Consider the following 24,008-nt stretch of genomic DNA (forward strand, 5'->3'; position numbering starts at 1 on the left):
AAAACACTATGACGCGCCGTGCTATCGGGGTAAGTGAAAGACCGCCGCTTTTACAGACAATCCCGCTTAGTTTGCAACACCTGTTCGCCATGTTTGGCGCAACCGTGCTGGTGCCCGTTCTGTTTCATATTAACCCGGCCACTGTTCTGCTGTTTAACGGCATCGGTACGCTGCTCTATTTGTTTATCTGTAAAGGGAAAATCCCGGCTTATTTAGGGTCGAGCTTTGCCTTTATCTCCCCGGTGCTGCTCCTGCTGCCGTTAGGCTATGAGGTGGCGCTGGGCGGCTTTATTATGTGCGGCGTGCTGTTCTGCCTGGTCTCTTTCATCGTGAAGAAGGCAGGCACTGGCTGGCTGGACGTGATGTTTCCTCCTGCTGCGATGGGCGCCATTGTTGCCGTTATCGGTCTGGAACTGGCGGGGGTCGCTGCTGGCATGGCCGGACTGCTGCCGGCGGAAGGTCAGTCCGCGGATGCGAAGACCATTATTATCTCCATGGTGACGCTGGCGGTGACCGTGTTCGGTTCTGTACTGTTCCGCGGCTTTATGGCGATTATTCCGATCCTCATTGGCGTGCTGGCGGGCTATGCGCTTTCCTTCGCGATGGGCGTTGTCGATACCACACCGATCGCCGAGGCGCACTGGTTTGCGCTGCCGACATTCTACACCCCGCGTTTCGAGTGGTTCGCTATTCTGACCATTCTGCCAGCGGCGCTGGTGGTGATTGCTGAACACGTCGGGCACCTGGTGGTTACGGCGAATATCGTTAAAAAAGATCTGGTACGCGATCCGGGTTTGCATCGCTCTATGTTCGCTAACGGTTTATCAACGGTGATCTCCGGCTTCTTCGGCTCTACACCGAACACCACCTACGGCGAAAATATTGGCGTCATGGCAATTACCCGCGTGTACAGCACCTGGGTGATTGGCGGCGCGGCGATCTTCGCTATTCTGCTCTCCTGCGTAGGCAAACTCGCAGCGGCTATCCAGATCATTCCGCTACCGGTGATGGGGGGGGTATCCCTGTTGCTGTATGGGGTGATCGGCGCGTCCGGTATCCGCGTGCTGATTGAATCGAAGGTGGATTACAACAAAGCGCAGAACCTGATCCTGACCTCCGTTATTCTGATCATTGGCGTCAGTGGCGCGAAGGTTCACATTGGCGCCGCTGAACTGAAAGGCATGGCGCTGGCCACCATCGTCGGGATTGGCCTGAGTCTGATCTTCAAGTTAATCTCAGTATTGCGTCCGGAAGAAGTGGTACTGGATGCGAAAGACGCGGATACGCCGCAGCAGTAACACAGAAACCGGGCAGGGACGCTGCCCGGTTCTATCACAGCGGAATTCTGTGTTAAACTCATCGCGATTTAATGAAATCTGGGTTGAGGTATCTCTGAACACACCGGCACAGCTCTCCTTGCCACTTTATCTTCCTGACGACGAAACTTTCGCAAGTTTCTGGCCGGGGGATAACGCCTCTTTACTGGCCGCACTGCAAAACGTGTTGCGTCAGGAGCATAGCGGATACATTTATCTCTGGTCGCGTGAAGGCGCGGGCCGCAGTCATTTATTGCATGCCGCCTGCGCGGAACTGTCGCAGCGCGGCGACGCGGTCGGCTATGTGCCGCTGGACAAGCGCACCTGGTTTGTTCCGGAGGTGCTCGACGGGATGGAACAGCTTTCGCTGGTCTGTATCGACAACATCGAATGTGTCGCCGGCGATGCGCTGTGGGAAATGGCGATTTTCGATCTCTACAACCGCATCCTCGAGTCTGGAAAAACGCGTCTGCTGATCACCGGCGATCGTCCGCCACGCCAGCTTAATCTCGGCTTGCCCGATCTGGCCTCGCGGCTGGACTGGGGGCAAATTTACAAGCTTCAGCCTCTGTCGGATGAAGACAAACTTCAGGCGCTCCAGCTGCGCGCCCGGCTACGTGGCTTTGAGCTACCCGAAGACGTGGGGCGCTTTTTGCTTAAACGGCTGGATCGCGAAATGCGTACGCTGTTTATGACGCTGGACCAGCTCGATCATGCCTCGATTACCGCCCAGCGTAAGCTGACGATTCCGTTCGTCAAAGAGATCCTCAAGCTTTAACCGCAGACTGCTCTGGGTCTGTCTGATGTAATTCTGCTTCGCTGACGCCCGTCACGGTGAGAATGAGTGGCAGGTCGAGCCCGTTTTTCAGCATCTCTTTTGCGATACGTAACGCCGCGAGCTTTTGCCCTTCTTCAAAGCCTTCGTTTCTCAGATATTCTGCCAGCGTCATAATTGTGTCCTTATATTCGGTTGGTTGGTTTGCCAGTGTCTGGAAAAAAGCGCGTTGATTTTCTACTTTTCCATTTTTTGATACGTAAAGCAATACTGTTTTAAGCTGCTCGTGGGTGATGTTGTTTTGATTGATTAATATTACTAGTTTATCTGTTAATTCATTTAAATCGCGCAAGCGAATATGTTTTTGCACTATTTCCAGAATCGCCATTCGTCGATGCTGCATAATTTCATCATCGGGTATGATGGTAATATCGACTAAAGGAAAGGCGTGATTATAGAAATTTTCAGCCAGCGACGGCAGCGCAAACGCATCCAGCCAGCGCATTGAGTATGGATAAGGGCTAACCAGACCGTGATAGAACAGAACCGGGATCACCAGCGGCAATGTGTCGTGTCCGGCGTCAAGGTGACGTTGCATGGCGGCAATGGCATAGCGCATCAGGCGAAACGCCATGTGCCGGTCGGGAGAGCTCTGATGTTCAATTAACGCGTAAATATAACCGTTACCTACGCGCGTCTTTAATGAGTAAAGAATATCCGAATAATAGGCGCGCATCGTCTCCTCAATAAAACTGGCAGACTCCAGACGAAGCGTACTGAGGTCACAAAGTTTATGCAGCGCACGGGGTAAATGACTCTCCAAAAAATCACGCGCGGTTTCGGGATGGGATAAAAATTGTTTAAACACGGCATCATGCGGTGTCGAGGTGTTCTTTTTATTCATGGCATCCTTTTCCTTCTTTAATGAATAGTCCGCAATCTAGCAGAAAGAAAAATAAAGAAGAGAAAGAAGCGGCAAGGATGCGAGTAGCCTCGGAAAATTATTGAGAGCCAAATAATAGAAAAGCGCCGCAATCGATACTGAGGCGGCGCATGGGCGGTTAGCGGACGATGTCCAGCACCTGCTCTGGCGGTCGTCCGATTCGTGCCTGGCCGTTCGCCACCACAATCGGGCGCTCCATCAGTTTGGGATTTTCTACCATCGCCTGAATCAGTTGCGCCTCCGTCAGATTGCTGTCTGCCAGATTGAGCGCTTTGTAGAGATCGTCTTTCTGGCGCATCAGTTCGCGGGCGCTGGTCATGCCCAGCATTTTCAGCAGCTGACGCAGTGTTGTCGCATCGGCGGGGGTGTCGAGATAAAGCACCACTTCCGGCTCCACGCCGTTGGACTGCAGCAGGCTCAGCGTTTCACGACTCTTGGAACAACGCGGATTATGGTAGATTTTTACCGCTTCTGACATGACTTCTCCTTGTATCGCTATCCGGGCAAAGGACAGATAATTACATTTTGGTGTAAGGCTTAAAGCGTTCTTGCAGCTGACGCAACTGGTCGATACGGGCATCGTAACGCGCCTGCTGCTGGCTGCCCAGCTTCGCCTGTGAGCTGGCGCTGCTGAGTAATGAGATCGCCTGATCGAGACGGCCCGCCAGCGCGTAGCCTTCCGCGCGGGCCGCAAGCTCTTGATCGCGATGATTCAGCGCAGCTTGCGCCTGGGCAAGAAGATCCCAGCCATTGCTGTCGTCTTTATAATTAAACGTATAGCGGTTGAGGATCGTTGCGGCTTCCTGCGCCTGTCCACCCTGCAGCAGCGCGTTCGCGAGGTTAAGCTGCAGGACAGGGTTCACCCGCAAATCGCGCGCATTTTTCAGACGCGCGATCGCGTCATGGGTTTTCTTCTGTCCGAGGTCGATGTCGGTGGCCAGATCCAGATACCAGGCGTTCCCCGGCTCCGCCGATAACAGCGGCTGGAGCGCTTTGCGCGCTTCATCATATTTACTGCCTTCCATTGCCTGAAGCGCCCGGCCATATTGCGCGGCGCGCTGCTGGCGGACGTTGCCTTTCGCCAGTTCATCCAGCAGATCGCTGGTTAACTGGTTGCGTCCGGAATTATACATTCCCAGGGTGCGCACTTTCGCTAAATAGAACGCTTCCGATGATTGCACCACGACCGGACGCATCTGGTTTGCCCGGTTACGGGCGTCAGAAAGTCGGCTTTCCGGCAAGGGGTGGGTTAACAGGATTTCCGGCGGACGGGAGGAGTAGCGCGCCTGGTCGAGGAGTTTCTCCAGGAATGTCGGCATAGCTTGTGGATCGAACCCGGCACGCTGAAGCACCTGGATCCCTATACGGTCGGCTTCCTGTTCGTTCTGCTGGGTAAAGCTGATCATTCCCTGACGCGTGCCCGCCAGCGTCCCGGTGAGCGCCGCCATCCCCGCCTGCGGGCTGGCCATTGCTAACAATATGGAGCCCAGTGCGCCAACCCAGGTGAGCGGCGCGCTGCGTTTTTGATCTTCCATCGCCCGCGCCAGGTGGCGTTGGGTAACGTGGGAAATTTCGTGCGCCATGACCGAGGCGAGTTGGCTTTCATTATCAGAGTAGCGAAACAGCGCGGAGTGCAGCACGACGTTACCGCCGAAGAAGGCGAATGCGTTGATTTCGTCGTTATTTATCAAAAAGAAATGGAAGGGCGTTTTGACCGAGTCGGCATGGGAAACCAGGCGCATCCCGAGTCCGTTAATGTACTGTACCAACAACGGGTCGTTAATCAACGGCGCGCTGCCGCGCAGCTGGCGTACATAATAATCGCCCATCTGCAATTCCTGCCCGATGGAAAGGGTGCTTGCAGCCGACGTTCCCATGTCCGGCAATGAGTCCGCAGCGTCTGCGAACGCGGGCGCCGCCTGACCGAGGGTCAGTGCGGCAATGAGGGTAGCCACCAGGTTTTTCTTAAACTGCCTGAACATAACCTCTGTCCTGTTTTCTTTGAGATAGTCATTTGACCGATGCCGGGCAGTATCGTTCCCGCTCTGCCTGCAAGGGCAGTGTAGCGGTGAAACCTGCGGATGAATACCCTGCACAAATGACTTTTCAGTTTCCTGAATCAGTCATAAAAAGCGAAGTCTTTTTTGTGACATTTCGATACAATTCGGGATCGCAATCCCGCTAATGAGGTTCAGGGAAGGTTTTATGCTCGAAATGTTGATGCAATGGTATCGCCGTCGCTTTAGCGACCCGGAGGCGATTGCTTTGCTGGTGATCCTGGTTGCCGGGTTCGGCATCCTTTTCTTTTTTAGCGGATTACTGGCTCCGCTGCTGGTGTCTATCGTGCTGGCTTATTTACTCGAGTGGCCGACCGTCCGCCTGGAGAAGATCGGCTGTTCACGCCGCTGGGCGACGTCGATTGTGCTGGTACTGTTTGTAGGCATTTTACTGCTTATGGCGTTTGTGGTGATGCCGGTGGCCTGGCAGCAGGGGATATACCTGATCCGCGACATGCCCGGCATGTTGAATAAACTCTCTGATTTCGCCGCGACATTGCCGCGTCGTTATCCTGCGTTAATGGATGCGGGCATCATTGACGCCATGGCGGAAAACATGCGTACCCGCATGCTGACGATGGGCGATTCCGTAGTGAAATACTCACTGGCGTCTCTGGTTGGCCTGCTGACCCTGGCGGTTTATCTGGTGCTGGTGCCGCTGATGGTGTTTTTCCTGCTGAAGGACAAAGAGCAGATGCTGAATGCGGTGCGCCGGGTGCTACCGCGCAACCGTGGGCTGGCGGGGCAGGTCTGGAAAGAGATGAACCAGCAAATCACCAACTACATCCGCGGTAAAGTGCTGGAAATGGTGGTAGTGGGTGTGGCGACCTGGCTGGGCTTCCTGCTGTTTGGCCTGAACTATTCGCTGCTGCTGGCGGTGCTGGTCGGCTTTTCGGTTCTTATCCCCTATATCGGCGCCTTCGTGGTGACGATCCCGGTAGTGGGCGTGGCGCTGTTTCAGTTTGGTCTGGGGACCGAGTTCTGGAGCTGTTTCGCGGTCTATTTGATCATCCAGGCGCTTGACGGCAACCTGCTGGTGCCGGTTTTGTTCTCTGAAGCGGTGAATCTGCACCCGTTGGTGATCATTCTCTCCGTGGTCATTTTTGGCGGCCTGTGGGGTTTCTGGGGCGTTTTCTTCGCGATTCCGTTAGCGACCTTAATTAAAGCCGTGGTCCATGCCTGGCCTGATGCGCAGCGCGTTGACGCAGCGTAACTCTTTTCATCCGGTAACGTTCTGTTACCGGATTGCTTCTCCCCTCTAAATGTTTTCTGAATATACCGCCACGCTGTCGTTTTTCTTCCTTTTTGTCTTTAACGTGACCCGGGTGATGAATTTTTGTCACGCATGGAAAAGACCGACAGGAGAAAAAAATGGGTCACAACACACACACGCAACAGAAACCGGGGTGGGGCGGTTATCTCGCCTTTTTCATTACGATTCTCTTTTTTTCAGGGATGTTTGCGAAAAGCACGGAATGGTGGCGGGTTTTCGATTTTACCGTGCTCAACGGCACGTTTGGTCAGATCAACGCGGCGGGAGATAAAGCCCTCTCGTTTCGCGGGATCGGTGGAACGGGAGCAAAAGACGGATTTCTTTTCGCCCTCGAACTCGCGCCGTCGGTCATTCTGTCGTTAGGGATTATTTCGGTGACGGAAGGGCTGGGTGGCCTGCGCGCCGCCCAACAGTTGATGACGCCCGTTCTGCGTCCTTTACTGGGGATTCCAGGGATTTGCTCGCTGGCGTTGATTGCGAACCTGCAAAATACCGACGCTGCGGCAGGGATGACTAAAGAAATGGCGGAAGAGGGGCTCATTACCGGGCAGGAGCGCGCGATTTTCGCCACGTGGCAAACCAGCGGTAGCGCCTGCATAACCAATTATTTTTCTTCTGGCGCAGCGCTGTTCACCATGATTACCGTGCCGGTCATTACCCCGCTGGCGGTGATTCTGGTCTTTAAGTTTGTCGGCGCGAATCTGTTAAGGCTGTGGATATCGCTGCTGGAAAATCGTCGTCTGCAACGGGAGGTCTGAGATGAGCGCGCAGGTACGTAAAAATGTCATGGATATGTTTATCGACGGCGCGCGGCGCGGTTTTACCATCGCCACTACCAGCCTTCTTCCCAACGTGGTGATGGCGTTTGTCATTATCCAGGCGCTGACGGTGACAGGACTGCTTGATATCGTTGGCCGCGTCTGCGAGCCGGTGATGGCGCTCTGGGGCTTGCCAGGCGAGTCTGCCACCGTACTGCTGGCTGCGGTAATGAGCATGGGCGGTGGCGTAGGCGTTTGCGCGAGCCTGGTGGTGGCGGGATCGCTGACGGGGCATGACGCGACCGTCCTTTTACCTGCGATCTACCTGATGGGCAACCCGGTACAAAACGTCGGACGCTGTCTCGGGACAGCGGGTGTCGATCCGCGGTATTATCCGCACATCATCGCCGTGTGCGTGATTAACGCGCTGGTGTCGATCTGGGTCATGCAACTTATTGTTTAACAAGGAAGGTTATGAACTGTTCAATTCTGAACCTGACGCTGTTTCAGCGTGGACATGTCTACGCCCCTGACGATCTTGGCGTACAGGATATTCTCGTCGCCAGCGGCAAAATTGTGGCGATTGCTCCCACTATCGCGCCGGGCGATTTTCCTGGCTGCCAGTGTATTGATCTGGCAGGCGCCGTTGTCTGCCCGGGTTTTATCGACCAGCATGTGCACCTGATTGGCGGCGGAGGCGAAGCGGGGCCTCATACCCGCACGCCGGAAGTGCGTTTGTCGCGGCTGGTGGAGGCCGGGATCACGTCCGTAGTCGGGTTACTGGGGACTGATGGGATAACCCGTCATCCGGAGTCGCTCCTCGCGAAGACCCGCGCGCTGGAAACGGAAGGTATCAGCGCGTGGATGCTCACCGGCGCCTACTCGCTGCCCTCTCCGACCCTCACCGGCAGCGTCGATCGTGACGTGGCGCTGATCGATAAGGTCATTGGGGTGAAGTGCGCGATTTCCGATCACCGCTCGTCTGCCCCGGACGCCGCCGCGCTGGCTAATATGGCCGCACAGGCGCGCGTCGGCGGACTACTGGGGCAGAAAGCGGGCGTGAGCGTGTTTCATATGGGCAGTAGCCCCAGGATGCTCGAGCCGTTGTATGAGATCCTCGCGAATGCCGATGTGCCCATCACAAAACTCCTGCCAACACATGTTAACCGCGCCGAGTCGCTGTTCCATGCGGCGCTGGAATATGCGCACGACGGTGGCTATATCGACATCACCAGCAGCATTGATGAGCCTGTCGATCCCGCCACGGCGATCGTTACCGCGCTACAGAATGATGTTCCGTTGTCGCGTCTCACCCTCAGTTCAGACGGTAACGGCAGCCAGCCGGAGTTTGATGAAAACGGCAATCTGATCGGCATCGGCGTGGCGGGATTCGACTCGCTGGCACAGACGCTGCGCCAGTTAGTCACTATTCATCATCTGCCGCTGGAGCAGGCGTTGTGCCCGCTTACGCGTACGGTGGCCGAATTTCTGGGCCTTGCCCATAAAGGCCGGTTAGCGGTCGGATGCGACGCTGATATTCTGGTGTTTAATGAAGCGCTGGAAGTGACACATCTGTGGGCGAAAGGCAAAGTCATGGTGCGGGATAAAAAAGCGTGCGTAAAAGGCACGTTTGAGTAAAACGCGTGGCAGCCGGCCTACAAAAGATAGCCTGTAGGCCGGAAACGGTCAGGCGTTTTCTTTCAGCCAGTTCAGTACGACATCGTGGTGATTGCTGGTTTTGAAGTCGTCGAAAACGTGTTCAACTTTACCGTCTGCGTCGATCAAAAAGCTGATGCGGTGAATACCGTCATAGGTTTTCCCCATAAAGGATTTCTCACCCCAGACGCCAAACTGTTCGCAAACCTGATGATCTTCGTCAGACAGCAGGGTAAAGTTCAGCAGTTCTTTTTCGGCAAAACGGGAAAGTTTTTCGGGTTTGTCGGTGCTGATACCCAGCACATCCACACCCGCCTTTTTCAACTCATCCATGTTATCGCGTAGGCCGCAGGCCTGAACGGTACAGCCCGGCGTCATGGCTTTCGGATAGAAATAGACCAGAACACGCTGTCCCTGGAAGTCGGTCAAATTTACTTGTTCCCCGTCTTGATCCGGCAAGCTAAATTTCGGTGCGATGTCACCGGCTTTCAGTGGATTCATTACTTAACTCCATCCTGTTCATCATGTTGTGAATAATTAACAACGTTAATACTGCCTTGTGCATTGAGTTCTGTACATAGGGCTTTAAACGCCTGCTCGATATTTTCCGCATCGTGTGATGCCGGACTGTGCGCCGTAATCTGCACGTGCAGCTGCGCAGGCGTTTCATTTTCAGCGGGTTGCGTGCGTGAAACCAGTTCCGCAATGTTCATTTGATGGCTATCAAACAGGGCTGTAAAACGCTCAATTAAATGAGGTGAATCCGGCACATCGACCTGAACCCATACTGTGGCGGGCATCGGCGGACGAGGACGGGCAGTGGTGCGCTTCATCACTATCAATAAATCCAGCTCTGCGCCTTTTAACGGCAAGGTCGATTCGATCAGGGTGATGGCATTCCAGCTACCGGACAGCAGCATGATAAACGTAAACTCCTCACCCAGCATGGCCAGTCGGCTGTCTTCAATATTGCAGCCACAACTGCTCACATGACGGGTGATCGTGTTCACAATTCCCGGGCGATCGGCACCCAGCGCAGTAATAACCAAATAATGTTGCGATGAAGGTGTCAAACCTGTTCTTCCTTTGATAGGTGGGGTAATCATAAGGAAAGCATAAAAAAAACCGGCATACAACAACCAGAAGGGCTCTGGTCACTTGCTTTTATTACCGTACCAAACGTACCATTGAGACACTTGTTTGCACAGAGGATGGCCCATGTTCACGGGAAGTATTGTCGCGCTTGTTACGCCGATGGATGAGAAAGGTAATGTCTGCCGGTCAAGCCTGAAAAAACTGATTGATTATCATGTCGCCAGCGGCACCTCGGCGATCGTTTCTGTGGGTACCACCGGCGAATCCGCTACGCTGAGCCATGATGAACATGGCGACGTGGTGATGATGACCCTGGAGTTAGCCGATGGCCGTATCCCGGTGATTGCCGGAACGGGCGCCAATGCGACCGCAGAAGCCATTAGTCTGACGCAGCGTTTCAATGACAGCGGAATTGTCGGCTGCCTGACGGTGACGCCGTATTATAACCGTCCGACGCAGGAAGGGTTGTTCCAGCATTTCAAAGCCATCGCGGAACATACTGACCTGCCACAAATTCTGTATAATGTGCCATCCCGTACCGGCTGCGATATGCTGCCGGAAACCGTAGGCCGTCTGGCGGAATTGAAAAATATTGTCGCCATTAAAGAGGCCACGGGGAACTTAAGTCGTGTTCATCAGATCAAAGAGCGGGTTTCTGACGATTTTCTGCTGCTTAGCGGCGACGATGCGACCGCGATGGACTTTATGCAGTTAGGCGGTCATGGCGTAATCTCCGTTACCTCTAACGTCGCCGCGCGCGACATGGCGGAAATGTGCAAGCTGGCGGCGGAAGGGCGTTTTGCCGAGGCGCGGGCGATCAACCAGCGTCTGATGCCGTTACATAACAAACTGTTTGTCGAACCCAACCCGATCCCAGTGAAATGGGCATGTAAGGCGTTGGGCCTTGTGGCGACCGATACGCTGCGCCTGCCAATGACGCCGATCACGGACCAAGGTCGTGACATCGTCGAAGCGGCGCTTAAGCACGCCGGTTTGCTGTAAAGTTTAGGGAGATTTGATGGCTTACTCAGTACAAAAGTCGCGCCTGGCCAGGGTTGCGGGTGTTTCGCTTGTTTTGCTGCTCGCTGCCTGTAGTTCTGATTCGCGCTACAAGCGCCAGGTGAGCGGTGATGAATCCTATCTGGATGCCGCGCCGCTTGCTGAACTCCATGCTCCAGCAGGTATGATTCTGCCGGTGACCACGGGTGACTATAACATTCCGGTGACCAACGGCAGCGGCGCTGTCGGTAAAGCGCTGGACATCCGTCCGCCTGCTCAGCCGCTGGCGCTGGTTAGCGGGGCGCGTACCCAGTTTGCTGGCGATACCGCAACGCTGCTGGTGGAAAACGGACGCGGTAATACGCTGTGGCCGCAGGTCGTTAGCGTGATTCAGTCTAAAAACTACACGATTGAAAAGCGTGACGACGCCAGCCAGACCCTGACAACCGACTGGGTTGAATGGAACCGTCTTGATGAAGACCAGCAGTACCGTGGCCGTTATCAGATTTCGGTGAAACCGCAGGGCTATCAGCAGGCGGTGATGGTGAAACTGGTTAATCTGGAACAGGCGGGTAAGCCGGTTGCTGACGCCGCTTCACTGCAACGTTACAGCGCGGAAATGATGAACGTTATTTCCGCGGGTCTTGATAAGACCGCGAATGACGCCGCGAACGCCGCGCAGAACCGCTCCGCCGCTACTATGGATGTGCAGAGCGCCGCGGATGAGACCGGTTTACCGATGCTGGTCGTGCGTGGTCCGTTCAACGTTGTCTGGCAGCGTCTGCCCGCCGCGCTGGAGAAGGCAGGCATGAAGGTAACCGACAGCACCCGCTCTCAGGGCAGCATGGCGGTGACGTACAAACCGCTGTCTGATAGCGACTGGCGTGAGCTGGGCGCAAGCGATCCGGGCCTGGCGTCCGGCGACTATAAGCTGCAGGTCGGTGACTTAGACAACCGCAGCAGCATGCAGTTTATCGATCCGAAGGGGCATACCCTGACGCAGAGCCAGAACGACGCGCTGGTGGCCGTCTTCCAGGCAGCGTTTAGCAAGTAAAAATACAGGGCTGGAGAAATCCGGCCCTTTTTATTTTCGTGCTACGCAAACGTGTGCGTGGCATAATGTTTCCCGTTTCGACTACAAATTCACACCCAGGAGTATTGAAGATGCAAAAGCAAGCTGAGTTGTATCGTGGTAAAGCGAAGACCGTATACAGCACGGAAAACCCGGATCTGTTGGTGCTCGAATTCCGCAATGATACGTCAGCAGGGGATGGCGCGCGCATTGAACAGTTTGATCGTAAGGGCATGGTGAACAACAAGTTCAACCACTTTATCATGACCAAACTGGCAGAGGCCGGTATCCCGACGCAAATGGAGCGCCTGCTCTCAGACACCGAATGTCTGGTAAAAAAACTGGATATGGTGCCGGTAGAGTGCGTGGTGCGTAACCGTGCTGCTGGCTCTCTGGTCAAACGCCTGGGTATTGAAGAAGGCATCGAACTGAATCCGCCACTGTTCGATCTGTTTCTGAAAAACGATGCGATGCACGATCCGATGGTGAACGATTCTTACTGCGAAACCTTCGGCTGGGTGAGCAAAGAGAACCTGGCGCGCATGAAAGAGTTGACCTACAAAGCCAATGACGTGCTGAAGAAGTTGTTTGATGACGCAGGTCTGATCCTTGTCGACTTCAAACTGGAGTTTGGTCTGTACAAAGGTGAAGTTGTGCTCGGTGATGAATTCTCGCCGGACGGCAGCCGTCTGTGGGATAAAGAGACCCTCGACAAGATGGACAAGGACCGTTTCCGTCAGAGCCTGGGCGGCCTGATTGAAGCCTACGAAACCGTTGCGCGTCGTCTGGGCGTGAATCTCGACTAACAGACCCGGCGGGCCGGGACTTTTTCTCCGGCTCGCTTGCGCTTTCCAGTGGTAATCTTGTGCTGAACCGCCTACGATCATCATCATAATGAATAGAGAGATGAGGTGATTATGCGCTGGCAAGGGCGACGTGAAAGTGACAATGTGGAAGACCGACGCAGCCGTTCTGGCGGCGGCCCGTCTCTGGGCGGTCCCGGTTTTCGTTTGCCGAGCGGAAAAGGCGGTCTGGTTCTGCTGATTGTCGTTCTGGTCGCAGGCTATTATGGGGTCGACCTGACGGGCTTGATGACCGGGCAGCCGGTTTCGCAGCAACAATCTTCACGCTCCATCAGTCCAAACGACGATGAAGCGGCCAAGTTTACCTCCGTGATTCTGGCGACAACGGAAGACACCTGGGGGCAGCAGTTTGAAAAAATGGGGCGTACCTACCAGCAGCCTAAGCTGGTGATGTACCGCGGCGCTACGCGCACCGGATGCGGCACCGGGCAGTCCATTATGGGACCGTTCTACTGTCCGGCGGACGGTACGGTCTATATCGATCTTTCCTTCTATGACGAAATGAAAAACAAGCTGGGCGCGGACGGCGATTTCGCCCAGGGCTACGTTATTGCGCATGAAGTCGGTCACCATATCCAGAAACTGTTGGGCATTGAGCCAAAAGTTCGCCAGCTGCAGCAAAATGCCTCGCAGGCGGAAGTTAACCGTCTTTCCGTGAGAATGGAACTGCAGGCTGACTGCTTTGCGGGCGTCTGGGGTCACAGCATGCAGCAGCAGGGCGTACTGGAGGCTGGCGATTTGCAAGAAGCGCTGAATGCCGCCGAAGCCATTGGCGACGATCGTCTGCAGCAACAAAGCCAGGGACGCGTGGTACCGGACAGCTTCACTCACGGCACGTCTGAACAGCGCTACACCTGGTTTAAACGCGGCTTCGACAGCGGCGATCCGGCGCAGTGTAATACCTTCGGCAAAGCGCTCTGATTGCAGAGGCAGGGATGTCCGACGTTATGACGCTGAATGCGCTCACCGCGCAGCTGGCGCGCGAGGGGATCCGCCGCCTGCTGGTGCTGAGCGGCGAGAATGACTGGTGCCGGGAACAGGCGTTGCGCCTGCGGGCACAGCTTCCCGGCGACTGGCTCTGGGTTTCGGACGATGCGCCCTCGGCGCCCTGCTGTTCGCCGCAGGCGCTGCAAACCCTGCTGGGTCGAGAATTCCGTCATGCGGTTTTTGATGCGCGTCAGGGGCTGGATGCGGCGGCGTTCGCAGCCTTAAGCGGTACGCTGCGCGCGGGAAGCTGGCTGGTCCTGTTGGTTCCGCCGCTGGCGCGTTGGTCCACGCAACCGGATGCGGATTCGCTTCGCTGGAGCGACTGCGCTCAGCCCATCCCGACGCCCAATTTTGTTCGCCATTTCTGCCATGTCCTCCTCTCTGACGGGGAGACGCTGTGCTGGCAGCAACATCAGCCGTTTACCGTCCCGCATTTTCCGCAGCGTCCTGCGTGGCAGCCTGCCAGCGGTGAGCCGTTGCCGGAACAAGCCGCCCTTCTGGCGAAACTGTCAACGATGCCGGAAGGCATTGCCGCCGCGATCGCCGCCCGCGGTCGCGGCAAGTCCGCCCTGGCGGGCCAGCTGATTGCGCGTATTGCCGGGACGGCGATCGTCACCGCGCCTGCGAAAGCGGCAACGGACGTGCTGGCGCAGTTTGCTGGCGATAAATTCTGCTTTTACTCACCGGATGCGCTGCTGGCAGCCGACGTACGCGCCGACTGGCTGATCGTGGACGAAGCGGCCGCGATCCCCGCGCCGCTCCTGCACCGCCTTGTATCGCGTTTCCCCCGCGTCTTATTGACCACCACCGTTCAGGGCTACGAAGGCACCGGACGCGGATTTTTGCTTAAGTTTTGCGCCCGTTTTCCGACGCTTCAACGCTTCGAACTCCAGCACCCCGTTCGCTGGGCCAAAGGGTGCCCGCTGGAGAAAACCGTCAGCGACGCGCTGGTATTTGACGATGACGATTTTGCCACTTTGCCGCAGGGTGACGTAACCATCACCCCCTTTGAGCAAAAAAGCTGGCGAACGCGCCCGGCGCTACCGCTGGCGGCTTACCGGCTGCTTTCCGGCGCGCACTATCGCACCTCGCCGTTGGACCTGCGCCGGATGATGGATGCGCCGGGGCAGCATTTTTTTCAGGCAAGCTGCGCCGGACAAACCGTTGGCGCGCTATGGCTGGTGGATGAAGGCGGGCTGAGCGGTGAACTCAGCCAGGCCGTCTGGGCGGGTTACCGTCGGCCTCGCGGAAATCTCGTGGCGCAGTCGCTGGCGGCGCACGGCGGCGATCCGCTGGCCGCCACGCTGGCCGGTCGTCGTGTCAGCCGGATAGCCATACATCCCGGTCGGCAGGGGGAGGGTATTGGTCAGCAACTGATTGCCCAGGCCCATCATGCCCCCTGTGATTACCTTTCCGTTAGCTTTGGCTACACGCCGCTGCTTTGGCGTTTCTGGCAGCGCTGCGGCTTCATTCTGGTCCGCATGGGGAATCACAAAGAAGCCAGCAGCGGCTGTTACGCCGCGATGGCGATACTGCCGTTAACGGCGGCTGGAAAACGACTCGCGAATGAGGAACATGGGCGTTTACGCCGCGATGCGGAAGTCCTTAGTCAATGGAATGGCGAGACGATTCCGGTAGACCCCCTCAAAACGTCTACGCTTAATGAAGATGACTGGCGCGCCCTGTCTGGTTTTGCCTTTGCTCACCGGCCATTGCTCACCTCGCTTGGCTGTCTGAACCGCCTGTTGGCCTCCTGTACGCTGCCACTCCCGGCGCTGCGGGGCGGCATACAGGATCGACATAGTGACGCGCAGTTGTGCGGCGCACTGAGACTTTCCGGGCGCAAAGCGTTATTGAGGCAACAACGGGACGAGGCGGCGCAGGCGCTTGCCGCGTTAGATGATGAACGTTGCCGGCAGTACCGCGATCGCATTGTGCAATGGCAATTTTTTCACTAACTCCTTCAATTTTCTGGCATGGTCATTGCGATTGGGGGGCGTAGAATTGACACCCTAAGCTAAGGAGAATGCCATGAAACATGATCATTTTGTTGTTCAACGTCCGGGCAAACCTGCGCAGCAGCTGTTGCTCCTGTTTCATGGCGTTGGAGATAATCCGGTCGCAATGGGCGAGATCGGCTCATGGTTTGCACCCGTCTTTCCGGACGCGCTGGTGGTGAGCGTGGGCGGCATCGAGCCGAGCGGCACAGCGTCGGGACGGCAATGGTTCTCGGTGGACGGGGTGACCGAGGAAAATCGCCAGGCGCGGATAAATGCCGTGATGCCTGCCTTTATTGACACTGTGCGCGAGTGGCAACAGCAGAGCGGCGTCGGAGCTAACGCTACGGCGCTGATCGGTTTTTCGCAGGGGGCGATCATGGCGCTTGAAAGCATCAAGGCTGAGCCAGGCCTGGCTTCCCGCGTGATTGCGTTCAATGGCCGCTACGCCAGCTTGCCGGAAACGGCAACCACCGCGACGACTATCCATCTGATTCATGGTGGGGAAGATCGGGTGATTGAGCTTTCCCATGCGGTGGCGGCGCAAGACGCGCTGCAACGTGCGGGCGGCGACGTGACGCTGGATATCGTGGACGATCTGGGACATGCGATAGACGATCGCAGCATGCAGTTTGCGCTCGACCATTTACGCTACACCGTGCCGAAGCACTATTTTGATGAAGCACTCAGCGGCGGGACGCCAAAGGATGACGATATCATCGAGATGATGTAAGTCAGGAGCGGAAAAAAGCGAAATGATGTTTTCCGCCTGGGCGATGAAATGGCCGGAAGGCAACGTCGCCTTTTCCGGCCCCTTTCAGTCCGTAATGGGGTTATTTCTTCGGTTGGTCTTTCTTCGGCCAGTCGTCCTCATCATCCCACTTATCGTTGAAATCACGATGCGGGGGAAGCTCCGGCTTGTTGGCGAGAAATTTTTTATGGTCGACGCGCTTGAGATCTTTTATCACGTTCAGCAGTACGCCTACCAGAAACACCAGTACCAGAATCCACCAATATTTAGCCAGCCAGTCCATGCGCTTTACCTCTTAACGGAACATCGTCAGGCGACGAGTTGTTCCATGATACGTTGATACATACGGGCAAGCAGTTGCAGATCGGCGGCGTTTACACATTCATTGATTTTATGAATCGTGGCATTCACCGGGCCGAGCTCCACCACCTGCGCCCCCATGCGGGCAATAAATCGTCCGTCGGATGTCCCGCCCGTGGTCAGTAACTGCGGTTTAATTTCATTATAGTGCTCAATGGCATTCACCACCGCATCCACCAGCTTCCCGCGCGCCGTCAGGAACGGCTGGCCGGAGAGCCACCAGTCGACGGTATAACGCAACTGATGTTTGTCCAGCAGGGCATGAACCCGCTCTTTGATCATCTCATCGGTCAGCTCAGTGCTGAAGCGGAAGTTAAACTGCACAAACAGCTCGCCGGGGATCACATTGTTGCTGCCGGTTCCCGCCTGGATATTGGCGATCTGCATACTGGTGGCCGGGAAGAAATCATTGCCCCGATCCCATTCAATGCCCACCAGTTCGTTGAGCATCGGCGCGGCGCGGTGCACCGGGTTATCCGCCAGATGCGGATAGGCCACGTGTCCTTGCACGCCATGAATCGTCAGGTTACAGGTCAGAGAACCGCGGCGGCCGTTTTTGACGACGTCGCCTACCACTTCGGTGCTCGACGGCTCGCCCACCAGACAATAGTCGAGGCGCTCATTACGCGCCATCAGCGCTTCCACCACCTTGACGGTGCCGTTCTTCGCGCTGGCTTCTTCATCGGAGGTGATCAGAAACGCCAGGCGTCCTTTGTGGTTGGGATGCTGCGCAACGAAACGTTCTGCCGCCACCACCATGGCCGCCAGCGAACCTTTCATATCCGCCGCGCCGCGACCAAACAACATACCGTCACGAATTGTCGGTTCGAAGGGCGGGTTGATCCAGCGGTCGGCATCACCCGCAGGCACTACATCGGTGTGACCGGCAAACGCTAACGTCTCGCCCTGACCGCGCCATGCCCAAAAATTCTGTGTATCCGCAAAATCCATACGCTCAACGGTAAAACCGATGGCGCGCAGGCGTTCAATCATCAACGCCTGACATCCCGCATCGTCCGGGCTAAGGGAAGGGCGGCGAATAAGCTGCTGTGTCAGCTCAATAACCGGGCACGACATAGACTACACCTCGTCAAAAAACTGCTGATAACTGGATTCACTAAAACCCAGCAGCATAGGCTTCCCGGGCGCGCAGAGCAATGGGCGTTTGATGATTGCCGGCATTTCCAGCATTAACGCGGTGGCTGCTGCGGCATCGGTAATGGCATTGCGTGTGGCTTCATCGAGTTTTCGCCAGGTGGTGCCGCGAGTATTCAACAACGCTTCCCAGCCCAGTTCTTCGATAAACGTAGTAAGTAGCGCGGGATCCAGGCCGTCTACGCGGTAGTCATGAAAGCGATAATCCCGGTTTTGCGCCTCCAGCCAGCGGCGGGCTTTTTTAATGGTATCGCAGTTTTTGATGCCGTAAAGGGTAATCATTTGCATCCTTATTATCGTAAACTGATTTTTTAATCAGTAATAATGTTGTGACTGATAATATGATTTGTCATGTAATGGTGATCAGAAAATATATCATTGTTGAAGGAGTGTGAATAATAATTCTCCTGATCTGCGCCGGATCGATGTTTATCGCGATTCGGAATTTACCTCTTGCATCCGGCTGTTTTTTAATCAAAATAAACGCTGCCGATAATAAGGTATGATTGTTTCAAAATATTGCAGTAAGTCACATAAAATTTATGGGTTCAGCGCCATGATGTTTACATCACTTCACGGTCTCCCCGGAGGATGTAATCACAGCAATCGGCTAATTTAACTTCACCCGGCGTGAAGGTGTTTTGTAGAATACCCATAATAAGAAGCAGAGGTCGTTATGATTGAACGTGAACTGGGGAACTGGAAAGACTTTATCGAAGTTATGCTTCGTAAATAAAATTCTGGAAAGGCATCCAAATAACAGAACAGATCGTGTGAGACGCATCACACTGAAAAGGCGACCCGTTGGCAGGTCGCCTTTTTGTTTGTTTATTCCGGACGCGGCTTCAACGGGAAGCGTCGGCGCACCAGCACGAAAAACAGCGGTACGAAGTAGATAGCCAGAATTGTCGCCGAGATCATCCCGCCCATCACGCCGGTACCGACCGCATGCTGACCCCCCGAGCCTGCGCCGTTGCTGATCGCCATCGGCAGTACGCCGAAGATAAAGGCCAGCGAGGTCATCAGGATAGGTCGCAAGCGCTGGCGACAGGCATGCAGCGTGGCCTCCAGCAGATCGTGGCCTTTTTCGTTCATCTCATTGGCGAATTCCACAATAAGAATGGCGTTTTTCGCTGACAAACCAATCACCGTCAACAGTCCTACCTGGAAATAGACATCGTTTTCCAGACCGCGCATCCAGGTGGCGAGCAGGGCGCCAATCACCCCCAACGGCACCACCAGCATCACCGAGAACGGCACAGACCAGCTTTCATACAGCGCCGCCAGGCACAGGAATACCACCAGCAGCGAAATGGCGTAAAGGGCGGGTGCTTGTGCGCCGGACAGCCGTTCCTGATACGACATCGCGGTCCACTCAAGCCCAAATCCGGTTGGAAGCTGGCGTACCAGCGACTCCATCACGTCCATCGCCGTACCGGTGCTGACGCCAGGCGCCGCCTCGCCGACGATTTCAACGGCGGAGTAGCCATTATAGCGCTCCAGTCGCGGCGAGCCCGTTTCCCAGCGCGAGGTGGCGAAGGCCGAGAAGGGCACCATGCCGCCGCTGTTGTTGCGCACGTACCACAGATTGATGTCTTCCGGCAGCATACGGTATTTCGCCGCCGCCTGAACATACACCTTTTTTACGCGCCCGCGGTCCATAAAGTCGTTGACGTAGCTCGACCCCCAGGCCGTTTGTAACGTATCGTTGATGTCATCAATAGAGACGCCTAGCGCCTGAGCTTTGCGCTGGTCGATATCGATCTGCAACTGCGGGCTGTCGTCCAGACCGTTGTGGCGTACGCGAGTCAACTGGTTGTCGTTCGCCGCAAGCCGCAACAACTGGTCGCGCGCGGCCATCAGGGCATCGTGACCGGCCCCGGCGTGATCCTGCAACTCCATGTCGAAACCCGCAGAGCTGCCCAGGCCGCTGATAGCCGGCGGGCTGCTGGCAAACACCCGCGCCTCTTTAATCTGGTTAAACGCTTTGGTCGCGCGCTCGATAATGGCAAACGATGTGCCGGTCGTGGTGTTGCGCTCGTCCCAGTCTTTTAAACGAATAAACATTCGCGCCACGTTCTGGCCGTTGCCGCCGGGGCCGGAGCCGACGGTGGCAAACACGGACTGGACGTTCTCTTTTTCGTGGGTAAAGAAGTATTTTTCGACCTGCTGTACCACTTTCAGGGTTTGTTGCTGCGTAGAACCGCTCGGCAACTGCACCGAGGTGATGAACATCCCACGATCCTCGAGCGGCAGGAAGGAGGTCGGCAGACGCAGAAACAGCACCACCATTCCCCCGAGCAGCAGCACGTAAATCAACATCCAGCGCAGGCTGCGGTGAAGGATCTTCGCCACGCCTTTTTCGTAGCGCTCGGCGTTACGGTTAAAGGTGCGGTTAAACCAGCCGAAGAAGCCTGTCTGCCCGTGATGCTCCCCTTTATGCAGCGGTTTTAGCAGCGTGGCGCACAGGGCAGGGGTGAGGATCATCGCCACCAGCACCGACAGCACCATCGCCGCGACAATCGTAATGGAGAACTGGCGGTAGATTGCCCCGGTCGTGCCGCCGAAGAATGCCATTGGCACAAATACCGCCGAGAGCACCATCGCGATACCGACCAGCGCCCCCTGAATTTGTCCCATCGACTTACGCGTCGCTTCGCGCGGGGAAAGTCCCTCTTCGCTCATGATGCGTTCGACGTTCTCCACCACCACAATGGCATCATCGACCAGCAGGCCGATAGCCAGCACCATCGCGAACATCGTCAGGGTGTTGATACTGTAGCCAAAGGCGTAAAGTACCGAGAAGGTCCCCATCAATACCACCGGTACGGCGATAGTGGGGATCAGTGTGGCGCGGAAATTTTGCAGGAACAGATACATCACGAGGAACACCAGCGCGATGGCCTCCAGCAGCGTTTTCACCACATCTTCGATTGAGGCCTTCACGAAGGAGGTGGTTTCATAGGCGACCTTGTATTCCAGCCCGTGCGGAAAATACTGCGCCAGTTCATCCAGCCGCGCGAGCACCTGGGTCGCTGTCGCCATTTCATTCGCGCCAGAGGCCAGTTTTACCCCCAACCCGGAGGCCGCATGGCCGTTAAAGCGGCTGAGATAATCATACTTTTCCGCCCCCATTTCGACGGTGGCGACGTCTCCCAGCGTCACTTCCGAGCCATCCTGATTCACCCGCAGTGTAATGGCGCGGAACTGTTCAGGGGTTTGCAGTAGCGACTGGGCGTTAATGGTGGCGTTCAGCGCCTGAGTATCAATGGAAGGCGTACCGCCGAGCTGACCCACCGCAATCTGCGCGTTTTGCGATTCAATGGCGTCGGTCACATCTTTCGCGGTCATCTGGTAGCTGTTGAGTTTGGCGGGATCCAGCCAGATACGCATTGAATATGGCGAACCGTAAGCATCAATATCGCCCACGCCGTTAACCCGGCTTAGCGGGTCCTGGATATTACTGGCGACGTAGTCCGCAATGTCCTGCTTATCCATTGAGCCGTCGGTGGAGACGAAGGCGATAGTCAGAATGTTGGTGTCCCCGGTTTTACGCACGGTTACGCCTTGATTCTGCACCGCCTGCGGCAGCTTACGCATGGCCGACTGCAGCTGGTTTTGCACCTGCTGAACCGCCTCATCCGGATCGGTTCCGGCGACAAAGCTCAGCGTCACCGAGGCCTGGCCGGTCCCGCTGCTTTGTGATGACATGTACATCAAATTGTCGAGGCCGGTCATGTTCTGCTCAATGACCTGGGTAACGGTGTTCTCAAGCGTTTGCGCGGATGCGCCCGGATAGTTAGCGGTGATGCGCACGTTGGGCGGCGCAAGGTCCGGATACTGCTCAATCGGCAAAGAAAAAATAGCCAGGGTTCCTGTCAGGCACAACAGGATAGCCAGCACCCAGGCAAAAATGGGGCGATCGATAAAGAAATTCGCCATCAGAAAGAGGACCTCATTTTTCTTGATAACTTATCGGTGTGATGTGCTTCACTGTAGCGGCAAGGCACAAACCAAACGTGGAGAAAAAAAGGAGATAATGTAAATTATCATGCCTCTTTGCGGCGTTTGTCAGCTTCCTGCGCGCTTACGTCCGGTTTTGTGAAATTCTACGTCAGATGTGCGGTATCGTCTTGCGAATCTGTCGAACGAAAGCTAATGCTCACTAACGTGCCGCCGCCGGACGGTTGAGAAAAACTCAGCGTGCCGCCAAGCCGTTCCGCACGTTCCCGCATAATATTCAGGCCGTAATGCCCTGCCGGTTCATCCGGTTCGCCAATGCCCACGCCGTTATCGCGAATATAGACCGTATGATCGCCATCCGGCGCGGTCACGCAACTGACGGCGATTTCACTGGCATTCGCGTGCTTCATCGCGTTAAGGACCGCTTCGCGAATAATTTGCAGTAAATGCACCTGCATCTGCGCGTCAAGCGCCAGCGTCGGCAGGCGGCAGTCCAGCGTCAGTTTCGCGGGCGTCTGACCTTGCAGTGTTTCCAGCATCTCATGCAGCGCGGAGGGAAGATCGGCCTGCTGCAGCGTCAGGCGGAAGGTCGTCAGCAGTTCGCGTAACTGGCGGTATGCATCATTCAGCGCCCGGGAGAAGTCATCCATGATTGACTGCGCAGGGGCGTTATCTTCCGGAATCGAACGCTTCAGCAGCGTCAGTTGGATGCGCAAATAAGAGAGCACCTGCGCAAGCGAGTCGTGCAGTTCGCGGGCGATAGTGGCTCGTTCCTCCATCAACAACAGCTGCTGGAAATGCTTTTGCGCCTGGTTAAAGTACAAGCCGCGCCCAAGCATCGTTGAAACACTGTTCAACAGGGGGATTGCGCTGTTCACGTTCTGGCTTTGCCAGTGCAGTTCACCGTAAACCGTGTCCTGCATCGTGACCGGCAGGATCTGCATCGGCAATTCGGCTTGTTTTTCGCCTTCGCTGATGCGCCAGTTCTCGCCAACGGTCAGTTCCAGAAACTGGGCGGCTTCGTTTTCGCGCACAATTTGCAGGATATGACGAAAACAGTGAACGTCAATCTGGCTGGTATTCAGCGCTTGCGAACACTGGTAAAGCACCTCAAGGCGACGTCTGGACTCGTGCAGGTCGCGGGTTTTTTCCTCCACGCTGGCTTCAAGCGAACGGTACAACTTGTGCAGCTCGCTCGACATCTGGTTGAAGGTTTTCGCCAGCAACCCCAGTTCGTTCGGCAGATGGGTTTCCAGCGGAGGGGAATCGAACTGGCCGTGTTCAATACGCTGGCTGGCCATCACCAACTGACTTAACGGACGTACTACCTGATGGCGAATACGTCGCAGGGTGAAAAAAACAAGGGTAAAGATACCGATGCCGCCCGCCAGCGACGTGCCGACAACCAGCATGACCTTGCGTTCGGCGTAGTGCTGTAACGCCAATACGAACAGATCGATCTTATCGACATAGGCATTAATGTTGGCCTGATACCAGGGTAAATCGCCGTCAATCAGCCGCTTATTCATCTCCAGCCAGTTGGCGTGCAGTTGCCCGTAGCGGCTTTTTACCGCCTGCGGCACGTACCAGGCGTTCAGATTGCTGAGAGCGGGAGAGTTCAACGCCTGCTGGAAAAGCTGGCGATGGGCGGTCAACTGCGAACTGCGGCTTTGCAGATCGTAACCCAGCCGGTAGCTCTGCATGCGCAGCGAACCGGCGACGTTAATCGCCTCGGCATCGCGCAGGCTGCTCGCCAGCGTTAACAGCGCTACGCCGGTGGACAGAATCGACAGCAGAACAATGTAAAAAAAGGCCCGGGCCAGGCTGGCCGAGACGGGACGTTTGACGATCACTGGCGTGAGTTCCTTTAACCGTGTTCAGGATGAAACGCAGTTTCATTGAAGCTGAAATAAATTGATCTGCTTCAGGTTCTGTAGAAATAGTTGTGCTTCCTGGGCAGATGAACATTGCCGACGCCCTGCTTAGTC

23 protein-coding genes are annotated in these 24,008 nt (G+C 55.8%); 13 read left to right on the plus strand and 10 right to left on the minus strand.

The genetic code is table 11. The features are described from left to right. The first annotated feature begins 8 nt into the window (after window positions 1-8). Both uraA and APU02_RS15395 read left to right on the plus strand, forming a co-directional pair. Complete coding sequence (uraA, locus tag APU02_RS15390) at window positions 9-1,298, plus strand: uracil permease (RefSeq protein ID WP_060570515.1); 1,290 nt, start codon at window positions 9-11, stop codon at window positions 1,296-1,298. Between the two features lie 94 nt (window positions 1,299-1,392). Next, entirely contained in the window at window positions 1,393-2,094 is a 702-nt protein-coding gene (locus APU02_RS15395) for a DnaA inactivator Hda (RefSeq protein ID WP_211935781.1), read from the plus strand. Here APU02_RS15395 and APU02_RS15400 read toward each other — a convergent pair. The 3 genes from APU02_RS15400 to bepA form a co-directional block, all read right to left on the minus strand. Next, the gene (locus APU02_RS15400; RefSeq protein ID WP_060570519.1) at window positions 2,084-2,995 is read right to left on the minus strand and encodes an Rpn family recombination-promoting nuclease/putative transposase; all 912 of its coding nucleotides are present in this window, start codon (window positions 2,993-2,995) and stop codon (window positions 2,084-2,086) included. The genes APU02_RS15395 and APU02_RS15400 overlap by 11 nt on opposite strands. A gap of 157 nt (window positions 2,996-3,152) precedes the next feature. Then, on the minus strand, window positions 3,153-3,512 hold the full coding sequence (arsC, locus tag APU02_RS15405) for an arsenate reductase (glutaredoxin) (protein ID WP_060570521.1): 360 nt from the start codon (window positions 3,510-3,512) through the stop codon (window positions 3,153-3,155). Window positions 3,513-3,552: 40 nt separating this feature from the next. After that, window positions 3,553-5,016 carry a beta-barrel assembly-enhancing protease gene (gene bepA / locus APU02_RS15410; protein WP_060570523.1) on the minus strand — a complete coding sequence of 488 codons (1,464 nt, stop codon included), beginning with the start codon at window positions 5,014-5,016 and terminating at the stop codon, window positions 3,553-3,555. Between the two features lie 223 nt (window positions 5,017-5,239). Here bepA and APU02_RS15415 point away from each other — a divergent pair, with 223 nt between their 5' ends. From APU02_RS15415 to iadA, 4 genes are all read left to right on the plus strand, one after another. Further along, window positions 5,240-6,304 (plus strand): AI-2E family transporter, encoded by a 1,065-nt coding sequence (locus APU02_RS15415; RefSeq protein ID WP_042290921.1) that lies wholly within the window; start codon window positions 5,240-5,242, stop codon window positions 6,302-6,304. Window positions 6,305-6,462: 158 nt separating this feature from the next. Further along, window positions 6,463-7,122, plus strand: coding sequence for a nucleoside recognition domain-containing protein (locus APU02_RS15420; protein WP_060570525.1), 660 nt, complete (start codon window positions 6,463-6,465; stop codon window positions 7,120-7,122). Between the two features lies 1 nt (window position 7,123). Further along, window positions 7,124-7,585: a YjiG family protein gene (locus APU02_RS15425; protein WP_060570528.1), complete on the plus strand. Its 462-nt coding sequence runs from the start codon at window positions 7,124-7,126 to the stop codon at window positions 7,583-7,585. Between the two features lie 11 nt (window positions 7,586-7,596). Further along, window positions 7,597-8,760, plus strand: coding sequence for a beta-aspartyl-peptidase (gene iadA, locus APU02_RS15430; RefSeq protein WP_060570529.1), 1,164 nt, complete (start codon window positions 7,597-7,599; stop codon window positions 8,758-8,760). Between the two features lie 48 nt (window positions 8,761-8,808). On the opposite strand, the gene bcp is transcribed toward iadA, so the two are convergent. Continuing rightward, window positions 8,809-9,279: a thioredoxin-dependent thiol peroxidase gene (gene bcp / locus APU02_RS15435; protein ID WP_012906615.1), complete on the minus strand. Its 471-nt coding sequence runs from the start codon at window positions 9,277-9,279 to the stop codon at window positions 8,809-8,811. Next, window positions 9,279-9,851, minus strand: a complete 573-nt coding sequence (locus APU02_RS15440; RefSeq protein WP_042290914.1) for a glycine cleavage system transcriptional repressor — start codon at window positions 9,849-9,851, stop codon at window positions 9,279-9,281. Before APU02_RS15440 ends, bcp begins: the two co-directional genes overlap by 1 nt. A 145-nt stretch (window positions 9,852-9,996) precedes the next feature. Between APU02_RS15440 and dapA the strand changes: the two genes are divergently transcribed. The 6 genes from dapA (at window position 9,997) to ypfH (ending at window position 16,524) form a co-directional block, all read left to right on the plus strand. Beyond that, a complete protein-coding gene (gene dapA, locus APU02_RS15445) occupies window positions 9,997-10,875 on the plus strand; it encodes a 4-hydroxy-tetrahydrodipicolinate synthase (protein WP_042290913.1) in 879 nt (292 codons plus the stop codon). A gap of 16 nt (window positions 10,876-10,891) precedes the next feature. Next, window positions 10,892-11,926: an outer membrane protein assembly factor BamC gene (bamC, locus tag APU02_RS15450; protein ID WP_042290912.1), complete on the plus strand. Its 1,035-nt coding sequence runs from the start codon at window positions 10,892-10,894 to the stop codon at window positions 11,924-11,926. Between the two features lie 110 nt (window positions 11,927-12,036). Further along, window positions 12,037-12,750 carry a phosphoribosylaminoimidazolesuccinocarboxamide synthase gene (purC, locus tag APU02_RS15455; RefSeq protein ID WP_042290911.1) on the plus strand — a complete coding sequence of 238 codons (714 nt, stop codon included), beginning with the start codon at window positions 12,037-12,039 and terminating at the stop codon, window positions 12,748-12,750. 111 nt (window positions 12,751-12,861) lie between these two features. Beyond that, complete coding sequence (locus tag APU02_RS15460; protein WP_060570534.1) at window positions 12,862-13,728, plus strand: neutral zinc metallopeptidase; 867 nt, start codon at window positions 12,862-12,864, stop codon at window positions 13,726-13,728. Window positions 13,729-13,742: 14 nt separating this feature from the next. Next, complete coding sequence (locus APU02_RS15465) at window positions 13,743-15,752, plus strand: GNAT family N-acetyltransferase (protein ID WP_060570535.1); 2,010 nt, start codon at window positions 13,743-13,745, stop codon at window positions 15,750-15,752. Window positions 15,753-15,825: 73 nt separating this feature from the next. After that, window positions 15,826-16,524, plus strand: coding sequence for an esterase (ypfH, locus tag APU02_RS15470; RefSeq protein WP_042290906.1), 699 nt, complete (start codon window positions 15,826-15,828; stop codon window positions 16,522-16,524). Between the two features lie 100 nt (window positions 16,525-16,624). Here ypfH and APU02_RS15475 read toward each other — a convergent pair whose 3' ends face one another. The 3 genes from APU02_RS15475 to APU02_RS15485 are packed head-to-tail and all read right to left on the minus strand — an operon-like array spanning window position 16,625 to window position 18,339. Further along, entirely contained in the window at window positions 16,625-16,825 is a 201-nt protein-coding gene (locus APU02_RS15475) for a YpfN family protein (RefSeq protein ID WP_042290905.1), read from the minus strand. Between the two features lie 26 nt (window positions 16,826-16,851). Beyond that, entirely contained in the window at window positions 16,852-17,979 is a 1,128-nt protein-coding gene (dapE, locus tag APU02_RS15480; RefSeq protein ID WP_060570536.1) for a succinyl-diaminopimelate desuccinylase, read from the minus strand. 3 nt (window positions 17,980-17,982) lie between these two features. Next, complete coding sequence (locus tag APU02_RS15485; RefSeq protein WP_042290901.1) at window positions 17,983-18,339, minus strand: ArsC family reductase; 357 nt, start codon at window positions 18,337-18,339, stop codon at window positions 17,983-17,985. 394 nt (window positions 18,340-18,733) lie between these two features. On the opposite strand from APU02_RS15485, the gene ypfM reads away from it, so the two are divergent. Further along, complete coding sequence (gene ypfM, locus APU02_RS26255) at window positions 18,734-18,793, plus strand: protein YpfM (RefSeq protein ID WP_001386977.1); 60 nt, start codon at window positions 18,734-18,736, stop codon at window positions 18,791-18,793. Between the two features lie 92 nt (window positions 18,794-18,885). Here the strand turns inward: ypfM and acrD are convergent, their stop codons facing one another. Both acrD and narQ read right to left on the minus strand, forming a co-directional pair. Continuing rightward, window positions 18,886-21,999 carry a multidrug efflux RND transporter permease AcrD gene (gene acrD / locus APU02_RS15490; RefSeq protein WP_060570538.1) on the minus strand — a complete coding sequence of 1,038 codons (3,114 nt, stop codon included), beginning with the start codon at window positions 21,997-21,999 and terminating at the stop codon, window positions 18,886-18,888. A gap of 167 nt (window positions 22,000-22,166) precedes the next feature. After that, window positions 22,167-23,873, minus strand: a complete 1,707-nt coding sequence (gene narQ, locus APU02_RS15495) for a nitrate/nitrite two-component system sensor histidine kinase NarQ (RefSeq protein ID WP_060570539.1) — start codon at window positions 23,871-23,873, stop codon at window positions 22,167-22,169. Window positions 23,874-24,008: the final 135 nt, after the last annotated feature.

Origin of the sequence: Citrobacter sp. 50677481 (assembly GCF_001463265.1) — a bacterium.
In the GTDB taxonomy this organism is placed as follows: Bacteria; Pseudomonadota; Gammaproteobacteria; order Enterobacterales; family Enterobacteriaceae; genus Citrobacter_A; species Citrobacter_A sedlakii.

Bases quoted from the DNA above. Each gene is read 5' to 3' on its own strand.
- iadA (WP_060570529.1), top strand. From the start codon at position 7,597: ATGAACTGTTCAATTCTGAACCTGACGCTGTTTCAGCGTGGACATGTC.
- APU02_RS15485 (WP_042290901.1), bottom strand. From the start codon at position 18,339: ATGATTACCCTTTACGGCATCAAAAACTGCGATACCATTAAAAAAGCC.
- bamC (WP_042290912.1), top strand. From the start codon at position 10,892: ATGGCTTACTCAGTACAAAAGTCGCGCCTGGCCAGGGTTGCGGGTGTT.
- APU02_RS15400 (WP_060570519.1), bottom strand. From the start codon at position 2,995: ATGAATAAAAAGAACACCTCGACACCGCATGATGCCGTGTTTAAACAA.
- purC (WP_042290911.1), top strand. From the start codon at position 12,037: ATGCAAAAGCAAGCTGAGTTGTATCGTGGTAAAGCGAAGACCGTATAC.
- ypfH (WP_042290906.1), top strand. From the start codon at position 15,826: ATGAAACATGATCATTTTGTTGTTCAACGTCCGGGCAAACCTGCGCAG.
- bcp (WP_012906615.1), bottom strand. From the start codon at position 9,279: ATGAATCCACTGAAAGCCGGTGACATCGCACCGAAATTTAGCTTGCCG.
- APU02_RS15415 (WP_042290921.1), top strand. From the start codon at position 5,240: ATGCTCGAAATGTTGATGCAATGGTATCGCCGTCGCTTTAGCGACCCG.
- APU02_RS15425 (WP_060570528.1), top strand. From the start codon at position 7,124: ATGAGCGCGCAGGTACGTAAAAATGTCATGGATATGTTTATCGACGGC.
- APU02_RS15475 (WP_042290905.1), bottom strand. From the start codon at position 16,825: ATGGACTGGCTGGCTAAATATTGGTGGATTCTGGTACTGGTGTTTCTG.
- APU02_RS15460 (WP_060570534.1), top strand. From the start codon at position 12,862: ATGCGCTGGCAAGGGCGACGTGAAAGTGACAATGTGGAAGACCGACGC.
- APU02_RS15465 (WP_060570535.1), top strand. From the start codon at position 13,743: ATGTCCGACGTTATGACGCTGAATGCGCTCACCGCGCAGCTGGCGCGC.
- acrD (WP_060570538.1), bottom strand. From the start codon at position 21,999: ATGGCGAATTTCTTTATCGATCGCCCCATTTTTGCCTGGGTGCTGGCT.
- uraA (WP_060570515.1), top strand. From the start codon at position 9: ATGACGCGCCGTGCTATCGGGGTAAGTGAAAGACCGCCGCTTTTACAG.
- arsC (WP_060570521.1), bottom strand. From the start codon at position 3,512: ATGTCAGAAGCGGTAAAAATCTACCATAATCCGCGTTGTTCCAAGAGT.
- bepA (WP_060570523.1), bottom strand. From the start codon at position 5,016: ATGTTCAGGCAGTTTAAGAAAAACCTGGTGGCTACCCTCATTGCCGCA.
- APU02_RS15420 (WP_060570525.1), top strand. From the start codon at position 6,463: ATGGGTCACAACACACACACGCAACAGAAACCGGGGTGGGGCGGTTAT.
- dapA (WP_042290913.1), top strand. From the start codon at position 9,997: ATGTTCACGGGAAGTATTGTCGCGCTTGTTACGCCGATGGATGAGAAA.
- dapE (WP_060570536.1), bottom strand. From the start codon at position 17,979: ATGTCGTGCCCGGTTATTGAGCTGACACAGCAGCTTATTCGCCGCCCT.